The sequence below is a fragment of the Micromonospora sp. SD12 genome (assembly GCF_052068495.1).
Classification (GTDB): Bacteria; Actinomycetota; Actinomycetes; order Mycobacteriales; family Micromonosporaceae; genus Micromonospora; species Micromonospora echinofusca.
In genome coordinates, this window is the sequence record NZ_JBQHDF010000012.1 from 15,233 (window position 1) to 36,687 (window position 21,455).

General features: G+C 74.5%; 22 protein-coding genes. 13 read left to right on the plus strand and 9 right to left on the minus strand.

Annotation, left to right across the window (positions count from 1 at the left end):
* Positions 1-148 precede the first annotated feature (148 nt).
* Positions 149-1,324: an RNA ligase RtcB family protein gene (locus tag ACTMS2_RS21185; protein ID WP_441176945.1), complete on the plus strand. Its 1,176-nt coding sequence runs from the start codon at positions 149-151 to the stop codon at positions 1,322-1,324.
* Entirely contained in the window at positions 1,321-1,992 is a 672-nt protein-coding gene (prfH, locus tag ACTMS2_RS21190; protein ID WP_441176946.1) for a peptide chain release factor H, read from the plus strand. The genes ACTMS2_RS21185 and prfH overlap by 4 nt, the downstream gene beginning before the upstream one ends.
* Here prfH and ACTMS2_RS21195 read toward each other — a convergent pair.
* Positions 1,989-2,567, minus strand: coding sequence for an AAA family ATPase (locus ACTMS2_RS21195; RefSeq protein WP_441176947.1), 579 nt, complete (start codon positions 2,565-2,567; stop codon positions 1,989-1,991). The two genes, prfH and ACTMS2_RS21195, sit on opposite strands and share 4 nt — an antisense overlap.
* A 141-nt stretch (positions 2,568-2,708) precedes the next feature.
* Positions 2,709-4,343 (minus strand): BCCT family transporter, encoded by a 1,635-nt coding sequence (locus tag ACTMS2_RS21200; RefSeq protein WP_441176948.1) that lies wholly within the window; start codon positions 4,341-4,343, stop codon positions 2,709-2,711.
* Between the two features lie 323 nt (positions 4,344-4,666).
* Between ACTMS2_RS21200 and ACTMS2_RS21205 the strand changes: the two genes are divergently transcribed.
* On the plus strand, positions 4,667-5,935 hold the full coding sequence (locus ACTMS2_RS21205) for a hypothetical protein (RefSeq protein ID WP_441176949.1): 1,269 nt from the start codon (positions 4,667-4,669) through the stop codon (positions 5,933-5,935).
* Between the two features lie 19 nt (positions 5,936-5,954).
* On the opposite strand, the gene ACTMS2_RS21210 is transcribed toward ACTMS2_RS21205, so the two are convergent.
* The 3 genes from ACTMS2_RS21210 to ACTMS2_RS21220 form a co-directional block, all read right to left on the minus strand.
* A complete protein-coding gene (locus ACTMS2_RS21210) occupies positions 5,955-6,890 on the minus strand; it encodes a TauD/TfdA family dioxygenase (RefSeq protein ID WP_441176950.1) in 936 nt (311 codons plus the stop codon).
* Positions 6,891-7,007: 117 nt separating this feature from the next.
* Positions 7,008-7,766, minus strand: a complete 759-nt coding sequence (locus ACTMS2_RS21215; protein ID WP_441176951.1) for a thioesterase II family protein — start codon at positions 7,764-7,766, stop codon at positions 7,008-7,010.
* Between the two features lie 244 nt (positions 7,767-8,010).
* A complete protein-coding gene (locus ACTMS2_RS21220) occupies positions 8,011-8,397 on the minus strand; it encodes a DUF2267 domain-containing protein (RefSeq protein ID WP_441176952.1) in 387 nt (128 codons plus the stop codon).
* Between the two features lie 138 nt (positions 8,398-8,535).
* On the opposite strand from ACTMS2_RS21220, the gene ACTMS2_RS21225 reads away from it, so the two are divergent.
* The 4 genes from ACTMS2_RS21225 to ACTMS2_RS21240 all read left to right on the plus strand — a co-directional run bounded on the left by ACTMS2_RS21225 (position 8,536) and on the right by ACTMS2_RS21240 (position 11,501).
* Positions 8,536-9,219: an arsenate reductase/protein-tyrosine-phosphatase family protein gene (locus ACTMS2_RS21225; protein ID WP_441176953.1), complete on the plus strand. Its 684-nt coding sequence runs from the start codon at positions 8,536-8,538 to the stop codon at positions 9,217-9,219.
* On the plus strand, positions 9,216-9,875 hold the full coding sequence (locus ACTMS2_RS21230) for an arsenate reductase ArsC (RefSeq protein WP_441176954.1): 660 nt from the start codon (positions 9,216-9,218) through the stop codon (positions 9,873-9,875). The genes ACTMS2_RS21225 and ACTMS2_RS21230 overlap by 4 nt, the downstream gene beginning before the upstream one ends.
* Positions 9,876-9,969: 94 nt before the next feature.
* Entirely contained in the window at positions 9,970-11,079 is a 1,110-nt protein-coding gene (gene arsB / locus ACTMS2_RS21235; RefSeq protein ID WP_441176955.1) for an ACR3 family arsenite efflux transporter, read from the plus strand.
* 14 nt (positions 11,080-11,093) lie between these two features.
* Positions 11,094-11,501 carry an arsenate reductase ArsC gene (locus ACTMS2_RS21240; protein ID WP_441176956.1) on the plus strand — a complete coding sequence of 136 codons (408 nt, stop codon included), beginning with the start codon at positions 11,094-11,096 and terminating at the stop codon, positions 11,499-11,501.
* Positions 11,502-11,566: 65 nt separating this feature from the next.
* On the opposite strand, the gene ACTMS2_RS21245 is transcribed toward ACTMS2_RS21240, so the two are convergent.
* The 3 genes from ACTMS2_RS21245 to ACTMS2_RS21255 are packed head-to-tail and all read right to left on the minus strand — an operon-like array spanning position 11,567 to position 14,780.
* Entirely contained in the window at positions 11,567-12,928 is a 1,362-nt protein-coding gene (locus ACTMS2_RS21245) for an MGH1-like glycoside hydrolase domain-containing protein (RefSeq protein WP_441176957.1), read from the minus strand.
* On the minus strand, positions 12,925-13,743 hold the full coding sequence (locus ACTMS2_RS21250) for a sugar phosphate isomerase/epimerase family protein (RefSeq protein WP_441176958.1): 819 nt from the start codon (positions 13,741-13,743) through the stop codon (positions 12,925-12,927). The genes ACTMS2_RS21245 and ACTMS2_RS21250 overlap by 4 nt, the downstream gene beginning before the upstream one ends.
* A complete protein-coding gene (locus tag ACTMS2_RS21255) occupies positions 13,743-14,780 on the minus strand; it encodes a zinc-dependent alcohol dehydrogenase (RefSeq protein ID WP_441176959.1) in 1,038 nt (345 codons plus the stop codon). Before ACTMS2_RS21255 ends, ACTMS2_RS21250 begins: the two co-directional genes overlap by 1 nt.
* A 116-nt stretch (positions 14,781-14,896) precedes the next feature.
* Here ACTMS2_RS21255 and ACTMS2_RS21260 point away from each other — a divergent pair, with 116 nt between their 5' ends.
* The 5 genes from ACTMS2_RS21260 (at position 14,897) to ACTMS2_RS21280 (ending at position 19,439) form a co-directional block, all read left to right on the plus strand.
* Entirely contained in the window at positions 14,897-16,291 is a 1,395-nt protein-coding gene (locus tag ACTMS2_RS21260) for an ABC transporter substrate-binding protein (protein WP_441176960.1), read from the plus strand.
* Positions 16,288-17,250, plus strand: a complete 963-nt coding sequence (locus tag ACTMS2_RS21265) for a carbohydrate ABC transporter permease (RefSeq protein ID WP_441176961.1) — start codon at positions 16,288-16,290, stop codon at positions 17,248-17,250. The genes ACTMS2_RS21260 and ACTMS2_RS21265 overlap by 4 nt, the downstream gene beginning before the upstream one ends.
* Complete coding sequence (locus ACTMS2_RS21270) at positions 17,250-18,116, plus strand: carbohydrate ABC transporter permease (RefSeq protein ID WP_441176962.1); 867 nt, start codon at positions 17,250-17,252, stop codon at positions 18,114-18,116. Before ACTMS2_RS21265 ends, ACTMS2_RS21270 begins: the two co-directional genes overlap by 1 nt.
* 50 nt (positions 18,117-18,166) lie before the next feature.
* On the plus strand, positions 18,167-18,724 hold the full coding sequence (locus tag ACTMS2_RS21275) for a GNAT family N-acetyltransferase (RefSeq protein ID WP_441176963.1): 558 nt from the start codon (positions 18,167-18,169) through the stop codon (positions 18,722-18,724).
* Positions 18,725-18,833: 109 nt separating this feature from the next.
* Positions 18,834-19,439, plus strand: coding sequence for a class I SAM-dependent methyltransferase (locus ACTMS2_RS21280; protein ID WP_089000742.1), 606 nt, complete (start codon positions 18,834-18,836; stop codon positions 19,437-19,439).
* A 37-nt stretch (positions 19,440-19,476) separates the two neighbouring features.
* Here the strand turns inward: ACTMS2_RS21280 and eccB are convergent, their stop codons facing one another.
* Positions 19,477-20,862, minus strand: a complete 1,386-nt coding sequence (gene eccB / locus ACTMS2_RS21285; protein WP_441176964.1) for a type VII secretion protein EccB — start codon at positions 20,860-20,862, stop codon at positions 19,477-19,479.
* A 216-nt stretch (positions 20,863-21,078) separates the two neighbouring features.
* Here eccB and ACTMS2_RS21290 point away from each other — a divergent pair, with 216 nt between their 5' ends.
* Positions 21,079-21,348 carry a metal-sensitive transcriptional regulator gene (locus ACTMS2_RS21290; protein ID WP_089000744.1) on the plus strand — a complete coding sequence of 90 codons (270 nt, stop codon included), beginning with the start codon at positions 21,079-21,081 and terminating at the stop codon, positions 21,346-21,348.
* Positions 21,349-21,455 lie beyond the last annotated feature (107 nt).

A 21,455-nucleotide genomic window follows, 5' to 3' on the forward strand; every position in this document is an offset into this window, starting at 1 on the left:
GGAAAGTCGGTTGCCGCGGACGGTCGGCTCCGGAATCGTGTCGGTCATGACGTTCTGACGGGCAGCATCCCCATCGCCGAGGCGCGCGGCACCGACCGGTGTCGTGGTGCCGTCCGTCCATTCCCGTTTCCGCGAGAAGCGAGCGTCCTTGTCTCAGCACCAGTTCCTGCCGCAGTCCACCCCGGCCACCGTCGCCGTGTTCGCCTCCCCCACGAGCTGGATCGAGTCCGACGCCCTGGCGCAGTGCCAGCAGGTGGCCGCCCTCGACGGCATGGTCCACGTCGCCGCCATGCCGGACCTGCACCCGGGCAAGGGCGCCCCCATCGGCGCCGCCATGGCCTCGACCGTGCTGTACCCGTTCCTGGTGGGCTCCGACATCGGCTGCGGCATCGCCGTGTTCCCGGTCAGGCTCAAGCGTGCCGTGCCGGAGCGGCTCGCCGCCCGCTTCCCCGACCTCGACCGCCCGCTCGACCCCGAGCGGGACGCCGACGACCCCGCCTGGGCCGTCCTGCACGGCGATATCCCCGCCGGGCACACCGAAGGACTCGCCACGGTCGGCCGGGGCAACCACTTCGTCGAGCTGGCGCGCGTCGGGACGGTCTTCGAGCCGGGCCACGCGGGCCGCCTCGGGCTCGACGCCGGCGACCTCGTGCTCGTCGTGCACTCCGGTTCCCGGGGGCTGGGCGAGCGCATCCTGCGGGCGCACACCGAGACCCACGGCGCGGGCCCCGCCCCTGACCCGGCGGCCTACCTGGCGGCGCACGACGACGCCGTACGGTGGGGCTCGCTCAACCGGCGGCTGCTGGCCGCCCGGGTCGCCCACGCCCTGGGGGCCGAGCCCACCGCGCCCGTCGTCGACCAGTGCCACAACCTGGTGGAGGTCCGCGACGGGCTCTACCTGCACCGCAAGGGTGCCGCCCCGGGCGACGGCCGCGACGTGCTCGTCGCCGGCACCCGGGGCACCCCCTCCTACCTGGTGGCCGCCCATGCCGGCCCGGAGGCCAACCACTCGGTGGCGCACGGCGCGGGTCGCAAGATGTCCCGCGCGGACGCCCTGCGGCGCAGCCGGGCCAAGCACACCGTCGAGGAACTGCGCCGCACCCCCGTGGGTTCGCTGGTGGTGTGTGGCGACCGCCAGTTGCTCTTCGAGGAGGCGCCCACGGCCTACAAGCGCATCGAACGCGTGGTCGACGACCTCGTCGAGCACGGCCTGGCCACCCCGGTGGCCACCACCGTCCCCCTGGTCACCTACAAGACGCCGGACGTCGGCTCCGCCGCCCGGCCGGACCGTCGGGACGGCCGCCGCAGGCGGGGCCGGCCGTGAGCACGCACCTGCTGATGTCCGCCGGGCGCGGCCCGCAGGAGTGTGCCTGGGCGCTGGCCCGGCTGCTGCGCCGCCTGGAGGCCGACGCCGCCCGGCGGGGCCTGACGACCCACCGGGTCGAGACGGTGCCCGGCGACCGGCCCGGCACCTTCCGGTCGGCCCTGATCCGGATCGACGGGGGCGACGTCCAGGCGTTCACCGCCTCGTGGACCGGCACCCTGTGCTGGCAGGCCCCCAGCCCCTACCGGGCGGGCACCGGCCGGAAGAACTGGTACGTCGTCGCCCGACCGTGCCGGCTCGACAGCCCGGTCACGACGTTCGCGGAGGCGGACGTCGACATCGTGGCCTGCCGCACCGGCGGGCCGGGCGGCCAGCACCGGAACAAGGCCAGCACGGCGGTGCGCGCGACCCACCGGCCCTCGGGCCTCGTGGTCGTGGTCGACACGGAACGGCAGTTCAGCCTGAACCGCCGCCTCGCCCTCCAGCTGCTGCGGCAGCGCATCGCGCGCGGCGACGAGGCCGCGGGGCGCGCCGTCGTCGCCGCGCGCTGGCGCATCCACGACGAACTCGTCCGTGGCGACCCCACCCGCGTGGAGCGCCCGGAGCCGTCGGAGCGGGAGGCGGCCCCGACACGTCCACCGCCGACCCGACGAGGCCCCGCGTCCTAGGCGAGGCAGGCGAGGAGGTCCCGGTAGGCCTCGTCCTCCCTGCCGTGCTCGCTGCGCACCACCCGCGTGCCGGGCCGGGCGGCCACGACCGTGAGCAGCCGGTCGTACATGCCCGCCAGCTCCGTGGCCCCGCCGTGGCGGTCGAGCAGGCGCTGGGCGTCGAGATGCGCCGGGTCGCTGGAGGTACGGCTGCGCTCGGCGAAGCGCCGCAGCGCGTTCTGCTTGTCGTCGAGCAGCACGATCTCGTGGAAGTCCGCGCCGGTGTCGTGCGCGACGCGCTCGGCCTGCTCGATGAACTCGATGCGGCCGAGGAACTGCGGGACGATCACGTCGTGGCGGCCGGCCAGGTGCGCCCGGGCCGCCGCCAGGGCGACGCTACGGGCGAGCAGCCCGGCGGGACCGGCATGGTCACGCCACCGGCCGACGAGGTCACGGATCCGGTCGATGTCGAGGTCGAGCGCGAGCGGGTGATCCTCGACGTAGCGGCGGGCCAACGTCGACTTGCCGCAGCCGGGCGGGCCGTTGAGCACGATCAGGCGCGGCGCCGACGCGGCGGCCGGCGGAGCCTGCGTCACGGCGTGCCTCCTCGCTCGGCCCGGCGGAGCCCGCGTGGCACCGCCCGTACGGACGCCCACGATCGTACGTCCACCCGCCGGGGGTCGGGCCCGGCGCGGCGCGGGCCGGCCCGGTTCGGGACGGCCCGCGCCCGCTGGCGGTCAGGAAGCGTCGGGGTCCGTGGGCGCCGGTCGTGCGGTGGCCGAGACGAGGGCGCGCAGTTGCGGGGCCATCGTGGCGCTGTCCGGTTCGCGCCGCAGCTCGCGGAGCAGCCCGACCACCATCCCGACCATCACGAACAGGAACGGCAGGGCGGCCAGGATCGTCAGCGACTGGAGGGCGGACAGCCCACCGGCGAGCAGCAGCACCGCGGCCACCAGGCCGGTCAGGACACCCCACATCGAGACCAGCCAGGCCTTCGGCTCCAGGTTGCCGCGCGAGGAGAGGGTGCCCATCACCACCGAGGCGGCGTCGGCGCCGCTGACGAAGAAGAGCGCCACCAGCACCATGACCAGGATCGCGGTCACGGTGAAGAACGGGAACTCCCGCAGCACCGCGAAGAGCGCCGCCTCCGGGCTCTCCTTCACCGCGGCCGACAGGTCGGTGCCGCCGAGTTGCAGGTCGACGGCGGTGCCGCCGAACACCGAGAACCAGACGATGCTGACGAGGCTCGGGACGGCCACCACGCCGAGGATGAACTGACGGATGGTGCGGCCCTTGGAGATGCGGGCGACGAAGGCCCCGACGAACGGGGTCCAGGAGATCCACCAGGCCCAGTAGAAGATGGTCCAGCCGGCCATCCACTGCTCGCCACCGAAGGCGCCGGTGCGGAAGCTCATCGGAACGAGGTTGGCCAGGTAGCCGCCCGTCGACGCGGTGAGCGTGTTGAGGACGAAGACCGTCGGGCCCACCACGAGCAGGAAGAACATCAACGCCACCGCGAGCACCATGTTGGTGTTCGACAGGAACTGGATGCCCCGCTTGACGCCCGTGACGGCGGAGACCACGAACGCCACGGTGAGCGCCGCGATGATGCCGATCGCCAGCGGGGTGGACTTCGGCACGTCCCAGAGGTTGGTCAGACCGCTGTTGATCTGGAGGGCGCCGAGGCCGAGGGAGACGGCCGACCCGAACAGCGTCGCGAGGATCGCGAAGACGTCGATGGCCCGGCCGGGCCCACGGCCGGCGCGCTCCCCGATGAGGGGGAAGAAGGCGCTGCTGATCAGACCGCGCCGGCCCTTGCGGAAGGTGAAGTACGCCAGCGACAGGCCCACGACGGCGTAGATCGCCCACGGGTGCAGTGCCCAGTGGAACAGGGAGTACTCCATGGCCACCCGGGCGGCCTGCGGGGTGTTCGGTTCGTTGAGGCCGCGCGGCGGTGTCGCCAGGTGCGACAGCGGCTCGGCGGCGCCCCAGAACATCAGGCCGATGCCCATGCCGGCGCTGAACATCATCGCGACCCACGAGACGGTGGAGAACTCCGGCTTGTCGTCGTCGCGGCCGAGCTTGATCCGGCCGTACCGGCTGCACGCCAGCCAGATCGAGAGCACCACGAAGCCGGTGCTGGCCAGTACGAAGACCCAGCCGAACGAGCGGACCACCCAGTCGAGCGCGGTGCCGCTGACCGAGGCCAGGCTGTCGGTGGCGACGATGCCCCATGCGACGAAGAGGACGGACACCACGGCGGCGACGCCCAGCACCGTCCGGTCGATGCCCTGCCGGGGGTGGCCCGGTTCGGGGGGTGCGCCGTCCGGCGGGGTGTCGTCGGTTGCCGGGCCTGTGGCGGACACGGTCATGGTCTGTGGACCTCCGTGGGCGTCCGGGCGCGCAGGGCGCGTTGCCGGCGCCGCGCGCCGGTCGGCCCGCATCTCGGGTTGTCCCGCGCCCCGTCTGGGCGCCCGGGAACTCGGACAGGTGTCGCTGGGCGCGCCGACGTCCACGGGCGGCTCGGGGAGCCGGCCGGAGTCCGACTGCCAGGGACGCCGGCGACGACCGGCGATTACTCTCGGCGTCGATGGTGGAGGAAACCCTGCGGTCTCATGACAGTGCTGTGACAAAACCCGGGGCGGCTCGCGACGGTGGTGGTGACGGCGGCCGGTCGAGCGGGCACAGTGGGGCGGTGACGACCGACATCCGTACGCCCCTGGCCCGTTACGCCGACCGCCTGCACGCCGTGACCGGCGACGGGCACCACGTCGCCTCCCCGCTCGGCGCGTGGCTGCTGCTGGCGCTCGCCGCGCCGGCCGCCACCGGTGCGACCCGCGCGGCGCTGGAGGAGGCGCTCGGCACCGACGCCAGGACCGCCGCCACGGCCGCCCACGCCCTGCTGGCGGCGCCGCATCCGCTGGTGCCCTCGGCGACCGCGTTCTGGCACCGGTCGGGACGCGCGAGCGCCGGGCTCGACGGGTGGCGGGGGACCCTGCCCGCGTCGACCGCGACCGGGGCGCTGCCGGAGCAGGCCGGGCTCGACGCGTGGGCCCGCGAGCACACGCTCGGGCTCGTCGAGGCGTTCCCGCTGACGGTCACGCCGCAGGTGCTGCTGGTGCTGGCCAGCGCGCTGGCCACCCGGGTCTCGTGGGCGACCCCGTTCGAGGTGGCACCGGCCGACGCGCTCGGGTCCGGTAGCGCCTGGGCCGGCGCGCTGCGCCGGGCGCTGCGCAGCCCGCGGTACGGCCACCGCTGCTGGATCGCCGACACCACAAGGGCCGGCACCGTCGCCGTGCACGCCGCCCCCGCCCGGCCGGCGCGGACCGCCGACGGCGCGGCCGGGCTGCTGGTGGTCTCCGTCGTCGCGGCGCCCGACGTGCCGGCCGGCGACGTCCTCGCGGCGGCCCACGAGCTTGCGGCGGTCGCCGCCGACACGCCGGAGGGGCACCTGCCGGCACGACGTTCCCTGTTCGACGTGCCGCTGGGCGAGGGCCCGCTGTGGACGCTGCGCGAGGAGCCGACCCGCACCAACGCGCCGGACGGCCGGGAGGAGCGGACGACGGCGGTGCTGCCCTGCTGGTCGGCCCGCAGCCGGCACGGGCTGAGCGCGCCCGGCCTGGGTTACCCGGCCGTCGCGCGGGTGTTCGGGGAGCTGCTGGACGAGCCGGGTCTGGAGTTCGAGGCGGCCCAGGCGGCGATGGCCCGCTACGGCCGGTACGGCTTCGAGGCGGCGGCCGTCACCGGGTTCGCCGCGACGCTCAGCCTGCCGCCGGAGGGGGTGGCCCGGGTCGCGGAGCTGCGCTTCGGCCACCCGTACGCCGTGGTGGCGGTCGCCACCGACGACCGGGCCGGCGGTGGGGCGCCCGGCCCGTGGCACGGGGTGCCGGTCTTCTCCGCCTGGGTCGCCGATCCGGAGGAGCTGCCGGAGGCCGACGTCGCCGACCGCTACGAGGACGCCTGAGGCGGGCGCCGGGCGGCCGTCAGGGGGTGTGCGGCTCGGCCATCGCGACGGCGATCCTGCGGGGGCCGGTGAACGGCTCCCGCCCGTGCGCGGCGGTCATGTTGTCCACGACGAGCACGTCGTCGCGCTGGTAGTCGAAGCGGACGCTCGCCGCCCGGTACGCGGACCGCAGGTGCTCCATGACGTCGGCGGGGATCTCGCCGCCGTCGCCGTAGTAGGTGTTGGCCGGCAGTCCCTCGGTGCCGAACATGGCCAGCAGCCCCTCCTGGAGGTCCCTGGACAGGGTGCTCACGTGGAAGAACGTGGCGTGGTTGAACCAGCGCGGGGTGTCCGAGCCGGGCCGGTGGTGCACCACGTCGCGCACCGCCCGGGTACGCAGCCCGTCGGCGCCCTGCCACTGCACCTCGATGCGGTTCGCCGCCGCGTACGCCTCGACCTCGGCGCGGTCCCCGGTGCCGAAGACGTGCTGCCACGGGGTGCCGAAGTCGCCGTGGAAGTTGCGTACCAGCATCCAGCGGCGGCGGACGAACTCCTCGCGTACGGTCGGGTCGATCTCGTCGTGGACCCGGCGGACGTCGGCCAGCGGGGTGGCGCCCCGCGTGTGCGGCGGGGTGAGGCAGTGGAAGAACAACGTCAGCGGCCAGCGGGCCTGGTACGAGTTCTCGTTGTGCAGGAAGATCTCCTCGTCCGGCGGGTAGTCGGTCGAGGTGTAGACCCGCCCGGCGATGGCGTGCCGGGGCGACGAACGCTCGGTGTAGGGCAGCGGCTCACCCGACAGCGCCCGTACCGCCCGGTCGAAGCCCTCGACGCCGCCCACGTCGAACCCGCGGAACAACAGGGCGCCGTGCGCCACGAGGCTCGCGCGCAGCTCCGCGCGGCGGGCGGCGATCAGCTCGGTCAGCTCGCGCCCGTCGTCCTCGACGACCACCGGCAGCGTGGCGCTCGGGTCACTCATGCTCTCGCTCCTGTCGTCGCCCGCCGACGTCGCCGACGTCGGCGGGACGGTGGTCCTGACGGCTCGTCGCCCGTCGGCGGGATCGTGGTCCTGACGGCGACGGCCGTGGCGGGGGGCTCACCCGAGGCGGCGGGTGGGCATGTCGGCGTGGGCGGCGGCGAGGTCCGCCCGGATCGCGGCGAGCAGCTCGGGCAGCCGCTCGTTGAGGAAGAAGTGCCCGCCGTCGATCTCGCGCAGGGTGAAGCCGGCGGCGCTGTGCTCCCGCCATCCGTCGCTGTGCTCCCGGCTGACGGTGTCGTCGTCGCGGCCGGCGAACGCCACGATCGGCATCGGCAGCGGCTCCTCGGGGGTGTAGCGGTAGTCGTCGACCTGCGCGAAGTCGGCGCGTAGCAGGGGCAGCAGCAGCTCGACCAGCTCGGGGTACTCCAGCAGCCCGGCCGGCAGTCCGCCGCCGGCCTCCAGGCGGCGCAGCAGCTCGTCGTCGGCCACCCGGGACAGCCCGTCGAAGTGGCTGGGGGCGCTGACGTGCGGGGCGCGGGCGCCGCCGACGTAGAGCCGCAGCGGCAGCGGACGTCCGGCGCGGCGCAGTTCGCGGACCACCTCGAAGCCGACCCGGCCCCCCATCGAGTGGCCGTAGATGGCGTACGGGCCGCGGATGCGCTCGGCGATGGCGTACGCGACGTCGGCGGCCCGGAACACGGGGTTCTCGCTGATCCGGTTCTCGCGGCCGGGCAGTTGCACCGGCAGCACCTCGACGTCGGGGGCGAGCCCGTCCTGCCAGCGCCGGAAGACGCTGGCGCCCCCGCCCGCGTAGGGCAGGCAGAAGAGTTGGACCGGCGCCGAGCGCCAGTCGCCGGCGGAGAGGAACCAGGTCACCGCGCGCCTTTCGTCGAAGGGGCCGTTCCGGTGGCGCTGTCGCCGGAACGGTGACGTCCGGTGCGGTGCGCCGGACCGACCCGGGGCGCGGCGCCCCGCGGGGGCACGGGCGGACTGCGATCGGGCCGCTCGCCATGCTCCCCGGGGGCCTCATGATCTGCCTATACCGTCACGTCGGAAGCAGCATAAGGCGCGCTGCCCGACCGCGATGATCCGCGTGCCGGGCGGGTGTCGGGGTGGCTGGTCAGGCGTCCGGTCGGGGGATCGGTTGGGTCATGCCGTCGAAGTCCCGGGGCAGCCGGGCCACCATGTCGCGGAACTCGTCGACGGTGACCGCCTCCCGCAGGGTGGCGAAGACGGCGCCGGTGCCGGCCCGGGCGGTGGCCTCGTCCACCCCGGCCCGCTCCCCCACCCGGCGTACGAAGTCCGCCGGCCCGGCCGCGCCCGCCGGGGCCGCGCCGGGACCGGGCTCGCCGAGATAGCCGTCCAGGTCGTCGGGGAGGCGGCCGGCGGCAGCGCCGCTCATCCGTTCCACCATCGTCTGCAACACGGCGCGGGCGATCGTGGCGGACTGCGCGGTGGGCAGCCCCGCGCGGCGGGACACCGCGTCGACGAATAGGGGAAACCGCACGGCAGCCTCCTGTCGTCACCGGCCCGGCGGTTACCCGCCCCCGGTGCCGGCAAACGGCCCCGCCGTGGGCGGGGCGTCCGGGTGCAGCACGCCACCCTCGCTTGACACCGGCGCGATAACTCAGCAAGTATTGAGTCAATGGACGCTGATGCTTCCCTCACCGCCCGCGCCCGGATCCACGCCGCCCTCGGCGACCCGGCGCGCCTGGCGATCGTGGACGCGCTGCTGCTGGGTGACTCCTCCCCCGGCGAGATCGCCCACGCCCTCGACCTGCCCACCAACCTGGTGGCCCACCACGTCAAGGTGCTCACCGACGCCGGCCTGGTCACCCGCACGCGCTCCGAGGGTGACCGGCGCCGCGCCTACCTGCGGCTGCGACCCACAGTGCTGTCGACGCTGACCCCGCCGCCGCTGGCCGACGTGGGCCGGGTGGTCTTCGTCTGCACCCACAACTCGGCCCGCTCCCAGCTCGCCGCCGCCCTCTGGACGCGGCGCACGCACGCCCCGGCCGCGTCGGCGGGCACCCGCCCGGCCCACCGGGTGCACCCCCGTGCCGTGGCGGTGGCCCGCCGCCACGGGCTGCGTCTCGACCCGGTCGGCACCGCCCACGTCGACGACGTCGTACGCGCCGAGGATCTGGTCGTCGCCGTCTGCGACAACGCGCACGAGGGCTTCACCGGTGCGGCCCGCCCCCGCCTGCACTGGTCGGTGCCCGACCCCGTCCGCGTCGACACAGACGAGGCGTTCGAGGCGGCATTCGCCGAGATCGAGGCCCGGGTCGAGCGACTCGCCCCCGCCGTCACCCCAGGAGCATCGCGATGACCGACACCCGTTCCCACCCGAATCTCGCCGTCGACCAGCAGGTCGCCCTGCGCACCGCGGCGACCCGGCTGGCCGCCGAGTTCGACGGCAGCTATGGCGCCGAGACCGTGGAGCGGTTCCTGCACGCCAGCTACGAACAGTTCGCCACTCTCGGCAGCGTCCCCCACTTCCTGCCCCTCCTGGCCGAGCGCTTCGCCCGACAGCGCCTGCGTGCGCTCGCCCGGGTCGAGGGGCACCACCGCGACGGCCGCCCGGTGGTCCTCTTCCTCTGCACGCACAACGCCGGTCGCTCGCAGATGGCGCTGGGCTTCTTCGCCCGCCTCGCCGGCGACGCCGCCGTGGCCTGGTCGGGCGGCAGCGAGCCCAGCACCGAGGTCAACCCCGCCGCCGTGGCGGCGATGGCCGAACGCGGCATCGACATCGCCGACGAATTCCCCAAACCCTGGACCGACGAGGTCGTCCGCGCCGCCGACGTGGTGGTCACCATGGGCTGCGGCGACGCGTGCCCCGTCTTCCCCGGCACCCGCTACGAGAACTGGGAGCTCGACGACCCCGCCGGCCTCGACCTGGCCGGCGTACGGCCTGTCCGCGACGAGATCGAGCGGCGGGTCCGCCGGCTGCTCGACCAGCTCGGCGTGCCGGCCACCCGCCTGTGACCTGCCCGCACGGACCATCGCCGCGTCCCACCGGGGGCGACGCGGCGGGTCCGACCGCTGACACGCCCCCACCGACGACCCGAACGGGAGCCCCGTGAGCACCACCACGCACGACGATCCGGCCGAGACGGCCGTGGTCGGACGCCTGTCCCGCCTCGACCGGTTCCTGCCGGTCTGGATCGGCCTCGCCATGGCGGCCGGCCTCCTGCTCGGCCGGCTGGTGCCCGGCCTGGACAGCGCGCTCGACGCGGTGCAGATCGGCGGCGTCTCGCTGCCCATCGCCCTCGGCCTGCTGATCATGATGTACCCGGTGCTGGCCAAGGTCCGCTACGACCGGCTCGACTCCGTCACCGGCGACCGGCGGCTGCTGGTCTCCTCGCTGGTGCTGAACTGGGTCGTCGGGCCGGCGCTGATGTTCGCCCTGGCCTGGATCTTCCTGGCCGACCAGCCGGAGTACCGCACCGGCCTGATCATCGTCGGCCTGGCCCGGTGTATCGCCATGGTGATCATCTGGAACGACCTGGCCTGCGGCGACCGGGAGGCCGCCGCGGTGCTGGTCGCGCTCAACTCGGTGTTCCAGGTGCTCGCGTTCGGCGTGCTCGGCTGGTTCTACCTCGCGGTCCTGCCGGGCTGGCTGGGCCTGGAGGGCGCCGAACTGGCCGTGTCGGGCTGGGACATCGCCGGCAACGTGCTGATCTTCCTGGGCATCCCGCTGGCGGCCGGCTACCTCACCCGCCGCCTCGGCGAGCGGACCCGGGGCCGCGACTGGTACGAGCGCCGGTTCCTGCCGAAGATCGGCCCCGCGGCGCTGTACGGGCTGCTCTTCACCATCGTCGTCCTGTTCGCCCTCCAGGGCGAGGCGATCGCCGACCGACCGCTGGACGTCGCCCGTATCGCCCTGCCGCTGCTGGTCTACTTCGCGGTGATGTGGGCTGGCTCGTACGCCCTCGGCCGGGCGGTCGGCCTCGGCTACGCGCGCACCACGACGCTGGCCTTCACCGCCGCCGGCAACAACTTCGAGCTCGCCATCGCCGTCGCGATCGGCACCTTCGGCGTCACGTCCGGGCAGGCCCTGGCGGGCGTGGTCGGGCCGCTGATCGAGGTGCCGGTCCTGGTCGCCCTCGTCTACGTCTCGCTGTGGGCACGCCGCCGGTTCTTCCCGTCACCGGCCCCGGGCCGGCCGACCGTCTCCGCTTCGCGCTGAAAGGAAACACCGCCGTGAGCGACAAGCCCAGTGTCCTGTTCGTCTGCGTGCACAACGCCGGCCGCTCGCAGATGGCCGCCGGCTGGCTGCGGCACCTCGCGGGCGACGCCGTCGAGGTGCGCTCCGCCGGCTCGGCGCCGGCCGGGACCGTCAACCCGGCCGCCGTCGAGGCGATGCGGGAGGTCGGCATCGACATCAGCACGCAGACGCCGACCCTGCTGGAGTACGCCACCGCCGAGTCCTCCGACGTCATCGTCACCATGGGCTGCGGCGACGCCTGCCCGGTCTTCCCCGGCAAGCGCTACGAGGACTGGCGGCTCGAAGACCCCGCCGGCAAGGGCGTCGAGGCGGTCCGGCCGATCCGCGACGAGATCCGGGCGCGGGTGCAGCGGCTGCTGCGGGAGCTGGTGCCCGCGGGCTGACCGGCGGGACGAATGGGCTCAGCCGACCGGAACGGGTCGGGCTGAGCTGACGGGGACGGGTCGGCTCAGCCGGCCGGGTCGTCGGCGAGGACGTCGAGCAGCAGCGCGGCCGTCCAGCCGAAGGCCGGCGAGCCGAGCCCGGCCCCGGTGTCCGGGTGGAAGTACTCGTGGCAGCCGGCGCCGGCCACCAGTTCGATCATCGAGTCGCGCAGGCCCGCGGCCAGGTCCGGGCGGCCGTGGCGCAGCAGTCCCCGGCGTACCAGCCAGTTGATGTTCATCCAGCTCGGCCCGCGCCAGTAGCGCAGCGGCTCGAAGTCTCCGGCGGTGCGGTCGTGGCTGGGCAGCGGGCGGTCCATCCGGGCGGCCAGCCCGAAGCGCGGCGAGCACGCCTCGGCGAGCAGCGCCGACACCTGCCGCGCGGGCAGGTCGGGCAGGACGAGCGGGGTCAGGCCGAGCACCGTACGGGCCGGCACGAGCCGGTCGGCGCGCAGGTCCCGGGGCTGGAAGGTGCCGGTCGTCGGGTCGTACAGCCGGCGCACCAGCGCCTCGGTGATCCGCGCCGCGCGTTCCCGGTGCGGGCCGGGGTCGGCGCCGGCCAACGGCGCGATCCGGGCGAGGGCGCGCTCCGCGGCGCCCATCGCGGCGTTGACCAGGGGGCACTCCACCAGGAACGGGTGCCGGGCGGCGAGGTCGTCGTCGCGGTAGCGGCGCTCGCGGTAGGACGCCACGAGCGCGACGTAGCGCGCGTAGTCGAGGTCGGTGGGGCGGTGCGCGGCGTCGGCGTGCGCGGTGTCGTGCCGGCGGTACGCGCGCATGACGGCCGCGTCGGCGGGCACCGCCGCCAGCGGGGCGTCCCAGGCGGGGCTGTTGTCCAGCCCGGACTCCCACGGGTGCACGACGCAGGCCAGCCCGCCCCCGCCGACGTCCCGGCGGGTGGCGAGGTAGCGCTGCTGGGCCACCAGCCGGGGGTAGAGCCGGCGCAGCGCCGACCGCCCGGCCCCGCCGGGGGACCGCCGGTACGCCAGCCAGGCGGCGGACGCGTGCACGGGCGGCTGGATCAGCCCGGAGGTGGCGGCGGCCGGGGCGCCCTCGGCGTGCCCCGACGCCCAGAACTCCGGGCCCGGAAAGTACGAGCCGACGGGCAGCGCCGGGTTGAACACGATGTGCGGCACCCGCCCGTCGCGCCACTGGGCCCGGAACAGGCTGGTCAGCTCCCGCCAGGCGCGCTCGGGGCGCACGTGGGACCAGCCGATCGCGATGAACGCCGAGTCCCAGCTCCACTGGTGCGGGTAGAGGGTGCGCGAGGGCACCGTGTGGTCGTGCTCCCAGTTGGCCTCGAGGGTGGCGACGGCGAGACGGCGCAGTGCCCCGACGTCGCGGGCCCCGGCGTCGGCGGTGTACGCGCCGCCGGCTGTCCCGGTGCTCACGCCGCCGCCTGCCGGGGCTGGGCGTGGCGCAGCACGGCGGCGGCCTGGTGCAGGGCGCGTACGGGGTCGCCGCGCAGCCGGCACTCCAGCGCGAGCCAGCCCCGGTAGTCGATCTCCAGCAGGGTGCGCACCAGCGCCGGCCAGTCGAGGTGCCCGGTGCCGGGCTGGAACCGGTTGGAGTCGCTGACCTGCACGTGCCCGAGGTACGGCGCGGCGGCGCGCAGCGCCCGGTGCACGTCGTCCTCCTCGATGTTCATGTGGAAGGTGTCCGCCACCACCCGCACCGAGGGCAGCCCGACGGTCGCGCAGAGGGCGACGGCGTCGTCGAGCCGGTTGACCATGTGGTCCTCGTACCGGTTCAGCGGTTCCAGGAAGAGGGTGACCCCCTCGGCGCGGGCGTGCTCGCCCAGCTCGCCCAGGGCGTCGACGAGCACCTGCCGGTCGTCGGCGGGCGAGCGGGGCGGCTCGAACGGCGGCAGTCGCCGGGAGAACATCCCCCACGCGGCCGGGGTCAGCGCGCCGACGCCGCCCAGCTCGGCGATCACCGAGAGCTGGGAGCGCAGGTTGCGTACGGCGTCGCGGGAGCGCTCGGGGTCGAAGTCGCCGATGAAGTGGTCCATCTCCACGCAGACGGTGGGCATGACCACCCCGGCGGCGCGGGCCCGGCGCAGCTCGGGCAGCCGCCGGGCGAGGCCGAGGTCGCCGGCGCCGCGCAGCTCGATGGCGTCGTAGCCGAGCGCGGTGGCGAGCGCGTACTTCTGGATCAGGTCGGTGCCCGGCAGGAGCTGCTCCTGACAGGCCAGGGGAATCGTCATCAGAACCTCAGCACCACTTGGAGGACGTCTGCGTCACCGCGGTCGAGCAGCGCCAGCGCGTCGGCCACCGCGCTCGCGTCGACGACGTGGCTCACCAGCGGCAGCGGGTCGACGCTGCCCTCGGCCACCAGGTCCATGAAGGTGTGTGCGACGCGGGCCCCGGTCCACCGGCCGGCCATGCCGGGCGCCGGGGTCGGCCCGGAGACCTGGGCCGCCACCAGCTGGATCCGGTTGTGGTGGAACTCCTCACCCAGGCCGAGCCCGTCGGCCTGTCCCTGGTAGAAGCCGGCGGCCACGACGCGGCCGGCGTGGGCGGTGGAACGGATCGCCTCGTGCAGCGCCGGGTACGCCCCGGACAGTTCCAGGCAGACGTCGGCGCCCCGGCCGCCGGTGGACCGGCGCAGCACGGCCGCGGCCGACTCGGCGCCCGCGTCGACGGCGAGCCGGGCGCCGAGCCGACCGGCGTGCGCCAGGCGGGCGGGCACCCGGTCGACGGCGACCACCCGCGCGCCGGAGAGGACGGCGAGCCGGGTGGCGAGCAGCCCGATGACGCCCTGCCCGAAGACCGCCACCCAGTCGCCCAGGTGCAGGTCGCCCGCGAGCACGGCGGTGAGTGCGATCGCCCCGGGGCGGGCGAAGACCGCCGCGAGGGGATCCAGGTGCGGGGGCAGCGGGTGCACGGTGCCGGCGGGCACGACCGCCTCGGCGCGGTGCCCCCAGATGCCCCAGACGACCTGCCCGGTCCGCCGGTCGGGCACGTCGGGCGCGACCTCGACGACCTCGCCGACCTCCTCGTAGCCGAAGCCCACCAGCGGGTACGGCACGGTGCTCTGCCGGGGCACGAACATCCGGCTGACGTCGTCCCAGTCCTTGCTCAGCCGGGGGTTGCTGCCCCGGTAGAGCGTGAGCTCCGTGCCGGCCGAGATGCCGGAGTAGCGGGTGCGGATCCGGACCTGGCCGGGGCCGAGCGGATCCGGGGGGCAGGGCTCGAGGCTGATCCGTCGGGGCCCGGCGAGTGAGACAACCCAGTTGACCATGAGTCACATCCCGGTAGCACTGGGCTCCATCGTAGGCAATAAATCGGCATATGTCTTGTAATTGATCAATCGAAGGGGTTGAATCCGTTCCATACCCTTCGAGAGGAGTGCCACCGATGTCAGCACCTCCGATGCGGATACTCGCCGCCACCCTGATCATGGCAGTCACCGGGGCCAGCCTGCTGGCCTGCGGCGAGGAAGAATCCGACAGCAACAGCAGGAAGATCACCGTGTGGAGCCTGGAGGACGTGGCCGACCGGGTCACCGCCACCAAGGCGATCATCGCGGACTTCACCGCCAGCACCGGCATCGCCGTCGACCTGGTCACCGTCAACGAGGACCAGTTCCCGTCCCTGATCGCCTCCAGCGCCGCCGCCGGCGAACTGCCCGACGTCGTCGGCTCGGTGTCGCTCGCCGGCGTCCGCACCCTCGCCGGCAACGAGCTGCTGCACTCCTCGGCGAACGCGGAGGTCGTCGAGAAGCTCGGCCGGCCGACCTTCTCGCCGCGGGCCCTGGAGCTCACCTCGGACGACGGCAGGCAGCTCGCCGTGCCCAGCGACGGCTGGGGCCAGCTGCTCGTCTACCGCAAGGACCTCTTCGCGGCCGCCGGGCTGCCCGCCCCCGACACGTACGACAGGATCGCCGCCGCCGCGACGAGACTCAACACCGGCGGCGTCGCGGGCATCACGGCCGCCACCGCCCCCGGCGACGTGTTCACCCAGCAGACCTTCGAGCACCTCGCGCTGGCCAACAACTGCCAGCTCACCGACGACTCCGGGGCCGTGAAGCTGGACTCCCCCGAGTGCGTCGAGGCGTTCCGGTTCTACGGCGAGCTGATGCGCACCAGCTCGGTCAAGGGCGCGCAGGACGTCGACACCACCCGGGCCACCTACTTCGCCGGCAAGGCGGCCATGCTGGTCTGGTCGCCGTTCATCCTCGACGAGCTGGCCGGCCTGCGAAACGACGCCAAGCCGACCTGCCCGCAGTGCCAGTCCGACCCGACGTTCCTCGCGAAGAACAGCGGCTTCGTCACCGCGATCAAGGGCCCGAACGGCACCGAACCCGCCCAGTACGGCGAGATCAGCTCATGGGCCGTGCTCGACGGCGCCGCCGCCGACCCGGCGATGTCCTTTGTGGAGCACATGCTCGGCGACGGCTACCCGCGCTGGTTCGGCATGTCCCCCGAGGGACGCTTCCCCGTCCGCAAGGGCACCCCGCAGGAGCCGGAAAAGTTCCTCACCGCCTGGAACTCCAGCCAGGCCGGGGTCGACACCAGGAAGCCGCTCGCCGAGGTCTACGGCGACGAGGTCCTCGCGGGTCTGCGCGGCAGCCCCGACACCTTCCAACGCTGGGGCCTCACCCAGGGCCAGGGCAAGCTCGTCGGCGCGATCCTCGGCGAGCTGCCGGTGCCCAAGGCCCTGAACGACGTGGTCGCCGGCAAGACCGACGCCGCCGCAGCCGCCGGACGGGCGAAGAAGGACGTGGAGGCGATCAAGGCGGGCGTCAATTGACCACCGCCCCACCGGGCACCGGCCGCTCCCCCGCCCGGGAGCGGCCGGCCCCGGCCCGCCGCCGCAGACCACTGACCCTGCGCCGCCGCGAGTCCCGCGCCGGGCTCGCGCTGGTGGCCCCGACGCTGCTCGTCGTGGTCGCCGTGATCGGCATACCCATCGTCTGGACCGTCGTGCTGGCCTTCCAGCGGGTACGCCTGGCCACCCTGCGGCGCACCGGGCTGTTCAGCGAGTTCACGATGGACAACGTCGAGCGGGTGCTGAACACCCCGGGTTTCGCCGACACGCTGTGGACCACGCTGGTCTACGCCGTGGCCAGCACCGCCGGCTCCATCGTGCTCGGCCTGGTGGCGGCGCTGGTCGTGCGCCGGCCGTTCCGGGGCCGCACCCTGGTGCGCGCGTCGATGCTGCTGCCGTACGTGGCGCCGGTGGTCGCGGTCACCTTCGTCTGGCAGGTGATGCTCGACCCGCAGCTCGGCATCGTCAACGACTGGGGCCGGCGGTTCCTCGGCTGGGACACCCCGGTGCCGTTCCTGTCCCAGGAGTCGACCGCACTGGCCACGGTCGTCGCCTTCGAGGCGTGGCGCTACTTCCCCTTCGCCTTCCTGTTCCTGCTCGCCCGGCTCCAGGCGGTCCCCGGCGAGCTGGAGGAGGCGGCCCGGGTCGACGGGGCCACGCCCAGCCAGCGGTTCCGGCACATCCTGCTGCCGCAGCTGCTGCCGGTGATCGGCCTGCTGGGCGTGCTGCGGTTCATCATGACGTTCAACAAGTTCGACGACGTCTACCTGCTCACCGGCGGGGCCGCCGGCACCGAGGTGGTCAGCGTCCGGGTCTACGAGTTCCTGACCGCGCGTACGGACATCGGCGCGGCGGCGGCGCAGGCGGTCGTGCTCGCCGTGGTGCTCATCGTGTTCGTGGTGGTGTACCTGCGCTTCTTCGGCGGACGGAGGGACGGCTGATGGACCGGGACCGGATCGAGACGGTGGGCCTGCGCTGGCTGCGCCGGCTGGTGATCGCCGCGTTCCTGCTGGTCACCGTCTTCCCCTTCTACTACATGCTGGTGCTCTCGGTGCGCCCCATCGAGCGGCTGCTGCTCGACCCCGGCTCGTTGGTGGTGGGCCTCGGCGAGCTGACGTTCGACACGTACGCCGAGGTGGTGAAGGCCGTCGACGACGGCGGCCAGGGTTTCCTCACCTTCATGCGCAACAGCGGTCTGGTCGCCGTCGCGGCGACGCTGCTGACGCTGGCCGTGGCGATCCCCGGCGCGTACGCGGTCGCCCGGCTGCGGTTCTTCGGCCGGCGGCAGGTCGACTTCCTGTTCCTGGCGGTCTACCTCTTCCCGTCGATCGTCATCGCCATCCCGCTCTTCGTGGTCTTCACCCGGGCCGGGCTGCGCGGCTCCCTGTTCGGTCTGGTGCTCGTCTACATCTCGCAGACGCTGCCGGTGTCGGTCTACATGCTGCGCAACTACTTCGAGACCATCCCGGTCAGCCTGGAGGAGTCGGCGGCCATCGACGGCGCCGGACGGCTCGGCATCATCCGCCGGATCAGCCTCCCCCTGGCGGCGCCGTCCATCATGGCCGTCGCCCTGTACGACTTCATGATCGCCTGGAACGAGTTCCTCTTCGCCCTGCTCTTCCTGGTCGACAAGCCGAACCGGTGGACGGTGTCGCTGGGGCTGGCGCAGCTCTCCGACGGCGTCGAGGTGCCCAAGACGGTGCTGATGGCCGGCTCGGTGATCCTCACCCTGCCCATCGTGATCCTCTTCTTCGCCAGCGAACGCCTGCTCACCGAGGGGCTCACCAGCGGCGCGGAGAAGGGCTGAGCCGGCGGGCGGGGTTGCCGCGCGGAGGGCGCCGACGGAGGATGTGCCGGGTGGATGCCTCCCCCGACGCTGTCCCGGGCACCCCGCCCGCGGCTGCCCCGCCCGCTGCCGGGCTGCGGCTGCGCGACGTGCAGCCGGGCGACCTCGACGCCTACGTACGCCTGCGCTGCGATCCCGTCGTGATGGCGGAACTCGGCGGCCCGCAGCCGCGCGAGCGGGTGTCCGCCCAGCTCCGGCGCGACCTCGAGACCGTGCGGGACGGCAGCGCCTGGATCAAGATGATCGTCCCGGCCGGCGGCACCGAGGTGGCGGGGACGGTGACGGTGTACGCCCACGGCGGCATCTCCGAGATCGGCTGGATGGTCGCGCCGGAGTTCCAGGGCAGGGGCCTGGCCGGCAGGGCCGTCCGCGCCGTGCTCGACCTGGCCCGGACGGACGGCCGCTGGGGCCTCATCCACGCCTTCCCCGCCACGACGAACGCCGCGTCGAACGCCATCTGCCGCTCGGGCGGCTTCGCCCTCGTGGGCGAGGAGCAGACGGAGTTCGCCGGCCGCCTCTTCCGCACCAACCACTGGGTGCTCGATCCGTCGGCCCGCGTCGACGGCTAGGGCGTCGCTGTCCTGGCGGCGTTCTGGCAGGCGGACACCGTGTCGCCGGCGGAGGTCCCCGTCCGCCCCGCCGCCACCGGAGCACCGGGGGCCCGGCTACGGTGGCGGCATGGGAAACCCGACCCGTTGGGAGACCGAGACCGGTCCGGAGCACTCGCAGTGGTACATCGACCGGTTCCGCCGGCTGGCCGCCGACGGGGCCGACCTGGCCGGCGAGGCCCGGCTGCTGGACGCGATGGTCGCGCCCGGATCCCGGATCCTCGACGCCGGCTGCGGCACCGGCCGGGTGGGCGCGGCGCTGGCCGCCCGGGGCCACGCCGTGGTCGGGGTGGACGCCGACCCGGCCCTGGTCGAGGCCGCCCGCGCCGACCACCCCGGCCCGCGCTGGCTGGTCGCCGACCTGGCCGAGCTCGACCTGACGGCGGCCGGCGAGCCGGAGCCGTTCGACGCGGCGGTGCTGGCCGGCAACGTGCTGGCCTTCGTCGCCCCCGGCACCGAGCGGGAGGTGCTGCGCCGCGTCGCCGCCCACCTGCGCCCCGACGGCGTGCTGGCGGTCGGCTTCGGCACCGACCGGGGCTACCCGCTGACCGGCTTCGACGCCGACGCGGTCGCCGCCGGCCTGCGGCTGGAGCACCGCTTCGCCACGTGGGACCTGCGCCCGTGGCGCGACGACGCCGACTTCGCCGTCACCGTGCTGCGCCGCCCCGCCGACTGACCCCGGGCGGGGGGGCACGCTCAGGCCGGTGGCGCGCTCAGGCGGGGGCGGCGACGACCCGCGCGGCGGCTGGATCGAGCGTGGCGCCGGCGGGCACCATAGCCACCAGGCCGGCCGGCAGCCGCACCGGCCGCACGTCGCGGTAGCCGAGCGCGCCGAGCACGTCGCCGCCCGCGAGGACGTAGCGCCGGCCCAGGTCGGTGACCACGGAGATCGCGCCGCCGGTCGCGCCGGGCGCCGCGACCGCCTCGACCACCGCGCCCCGACCCGGCTCCACCACGACGTGGTCGGCGCGCACCCCGCCACCCGCCGCCGGGGCGGTACGCGGCGCGGCGGCGAGGTCCGGCAGTCGTACGCCGAGCCGGACCTCGGTGACGCCGCCGTCGTCGCCCACCCGGGCGCAGAGCGCCACCCCGTCGGCGGCGGCGAGCCGGGGCGGTACGGTCGGCGGGGCGGTCGGTCCCGTCGGGGCGAGGTCGGGCAGCTTGGGCAGCGCCGCGAACCGCCCGAGCGTGATCGGCTCCGGCTCGCCCTGGCCCGTGCGGGCGAGCAGCAGGCCGGCCTGCAACTCGGTGATGCCGGCGAGGCCGTCGCGCAGCGCGACGGCGTACTGCCGGCCGCCGCCGGAGTTGCGCACCAGGTAGACGTCGCCGATCCGCGCCCCGGACACCCGCGCGGAGCGCTCCCCCTCGTCGGGCAGGGTCAGCGGGGCGAGGTCGGCGCCAGCGGGCAGGCTGTTGAGCAGGGCCGGGGCCACCGGGACCGCTCGGGCCCGGGTCGCGGCCAGGGCGGCCAGCACCCGGTTGGGGTCACGCACCAGGTAGCGGCGCTGGTGCCAGACGAGGTGCAGCCCCCCGTCGGGATCGCGCAGCAGCAGTGCGTCCTCGCCCAGCTCCCGGCCCTCGCCGACCGGCACGTCGATCAGCAGCGCCGAGCGGGGCGCCGTCCGGTCGGCCTCGGCGGCGACGGAGCAGACCGTCCACGGCGCGGTGGACAGCCGGCCCCTGGCGGGCAGCGAGTCCGGGGCGTCGGCGATGCCCAGCGGCAGGCCGCGCGGCACCCCGTCGATGGCGCGACGGGAGACGAGCACCGTCTTCGGCCGCTCGGCACCGATGATCAGCAGGGCCGAGGCGTAGTTGAGCACCGGGTGCAGCTTCTCCTCCCGGTAGACGAACCGGGCGCCGGACTCCTTCTCCACGATCACCGCGCCCGGGTCGCGCCAGCTGCTGCCGCCCCCGGTGAAGAGGCCGTAGAGGGCGAACCCGCCCAGGCCGATGGCCGCGACCAGCACGCTGGCCAGGCCGGCGCCGGCGAGCCGCCGGAACGGTGACTGCGCCGGGTCGGTCTCCCGCATCACCAGCGCGGCGACGGCCCGCTGGACGGTGAACTGGTACGAGTGCAGCTGGTCCTGCCGCGACGGCATCGCATCCCTTCCGGTGGGGCGGTCGGGGCACAGGATAAGCGTTGCGTCGATGCCCCGAGGACCCTGCGTGGCGACGGCGCCCAGATTCCCGGCGTCGGGCCCCGGCGGTGCGACCAGGATCACCGCGCGGACGCGGACGCCTCTCGCGTGAGGGGTTAACATGGGCACGTACGGGTACCCCCCGGGGTATGCTCGGAGAGAGCGAGGAGGCGCGCGGTGAAGCTGCGACCCGAGATGACGAGCGAGGCCCTGACCCGCCTGAAGCGGGCCCGGGGCCAGCTCAACGCGGTCATCGAGATGATGGAGACCGGCCAGGACTGCCGCGAGGCGCTGACCCAGCTCGCCGCGGTGTCGAAGGCGATCGACCGGGCCGGCTTCAAGATCATCGCCTCCGGCATGCGGCACTGCACCGCCGCCCGCGAGCGGGGCGACTCCCCGGAGATGACGGAGGAGGAGCTGGAGAAGCTCTTCCTCGCCCTCGCCTGACCACCACCGAAGGAAACGCACCGCACACGTTGCGTGACAGCGACGTGTGCGGGTAGACAGAGTGCACGCGTCAGCACACCCGACGTGTGTCCGCCGCATACCCCCCG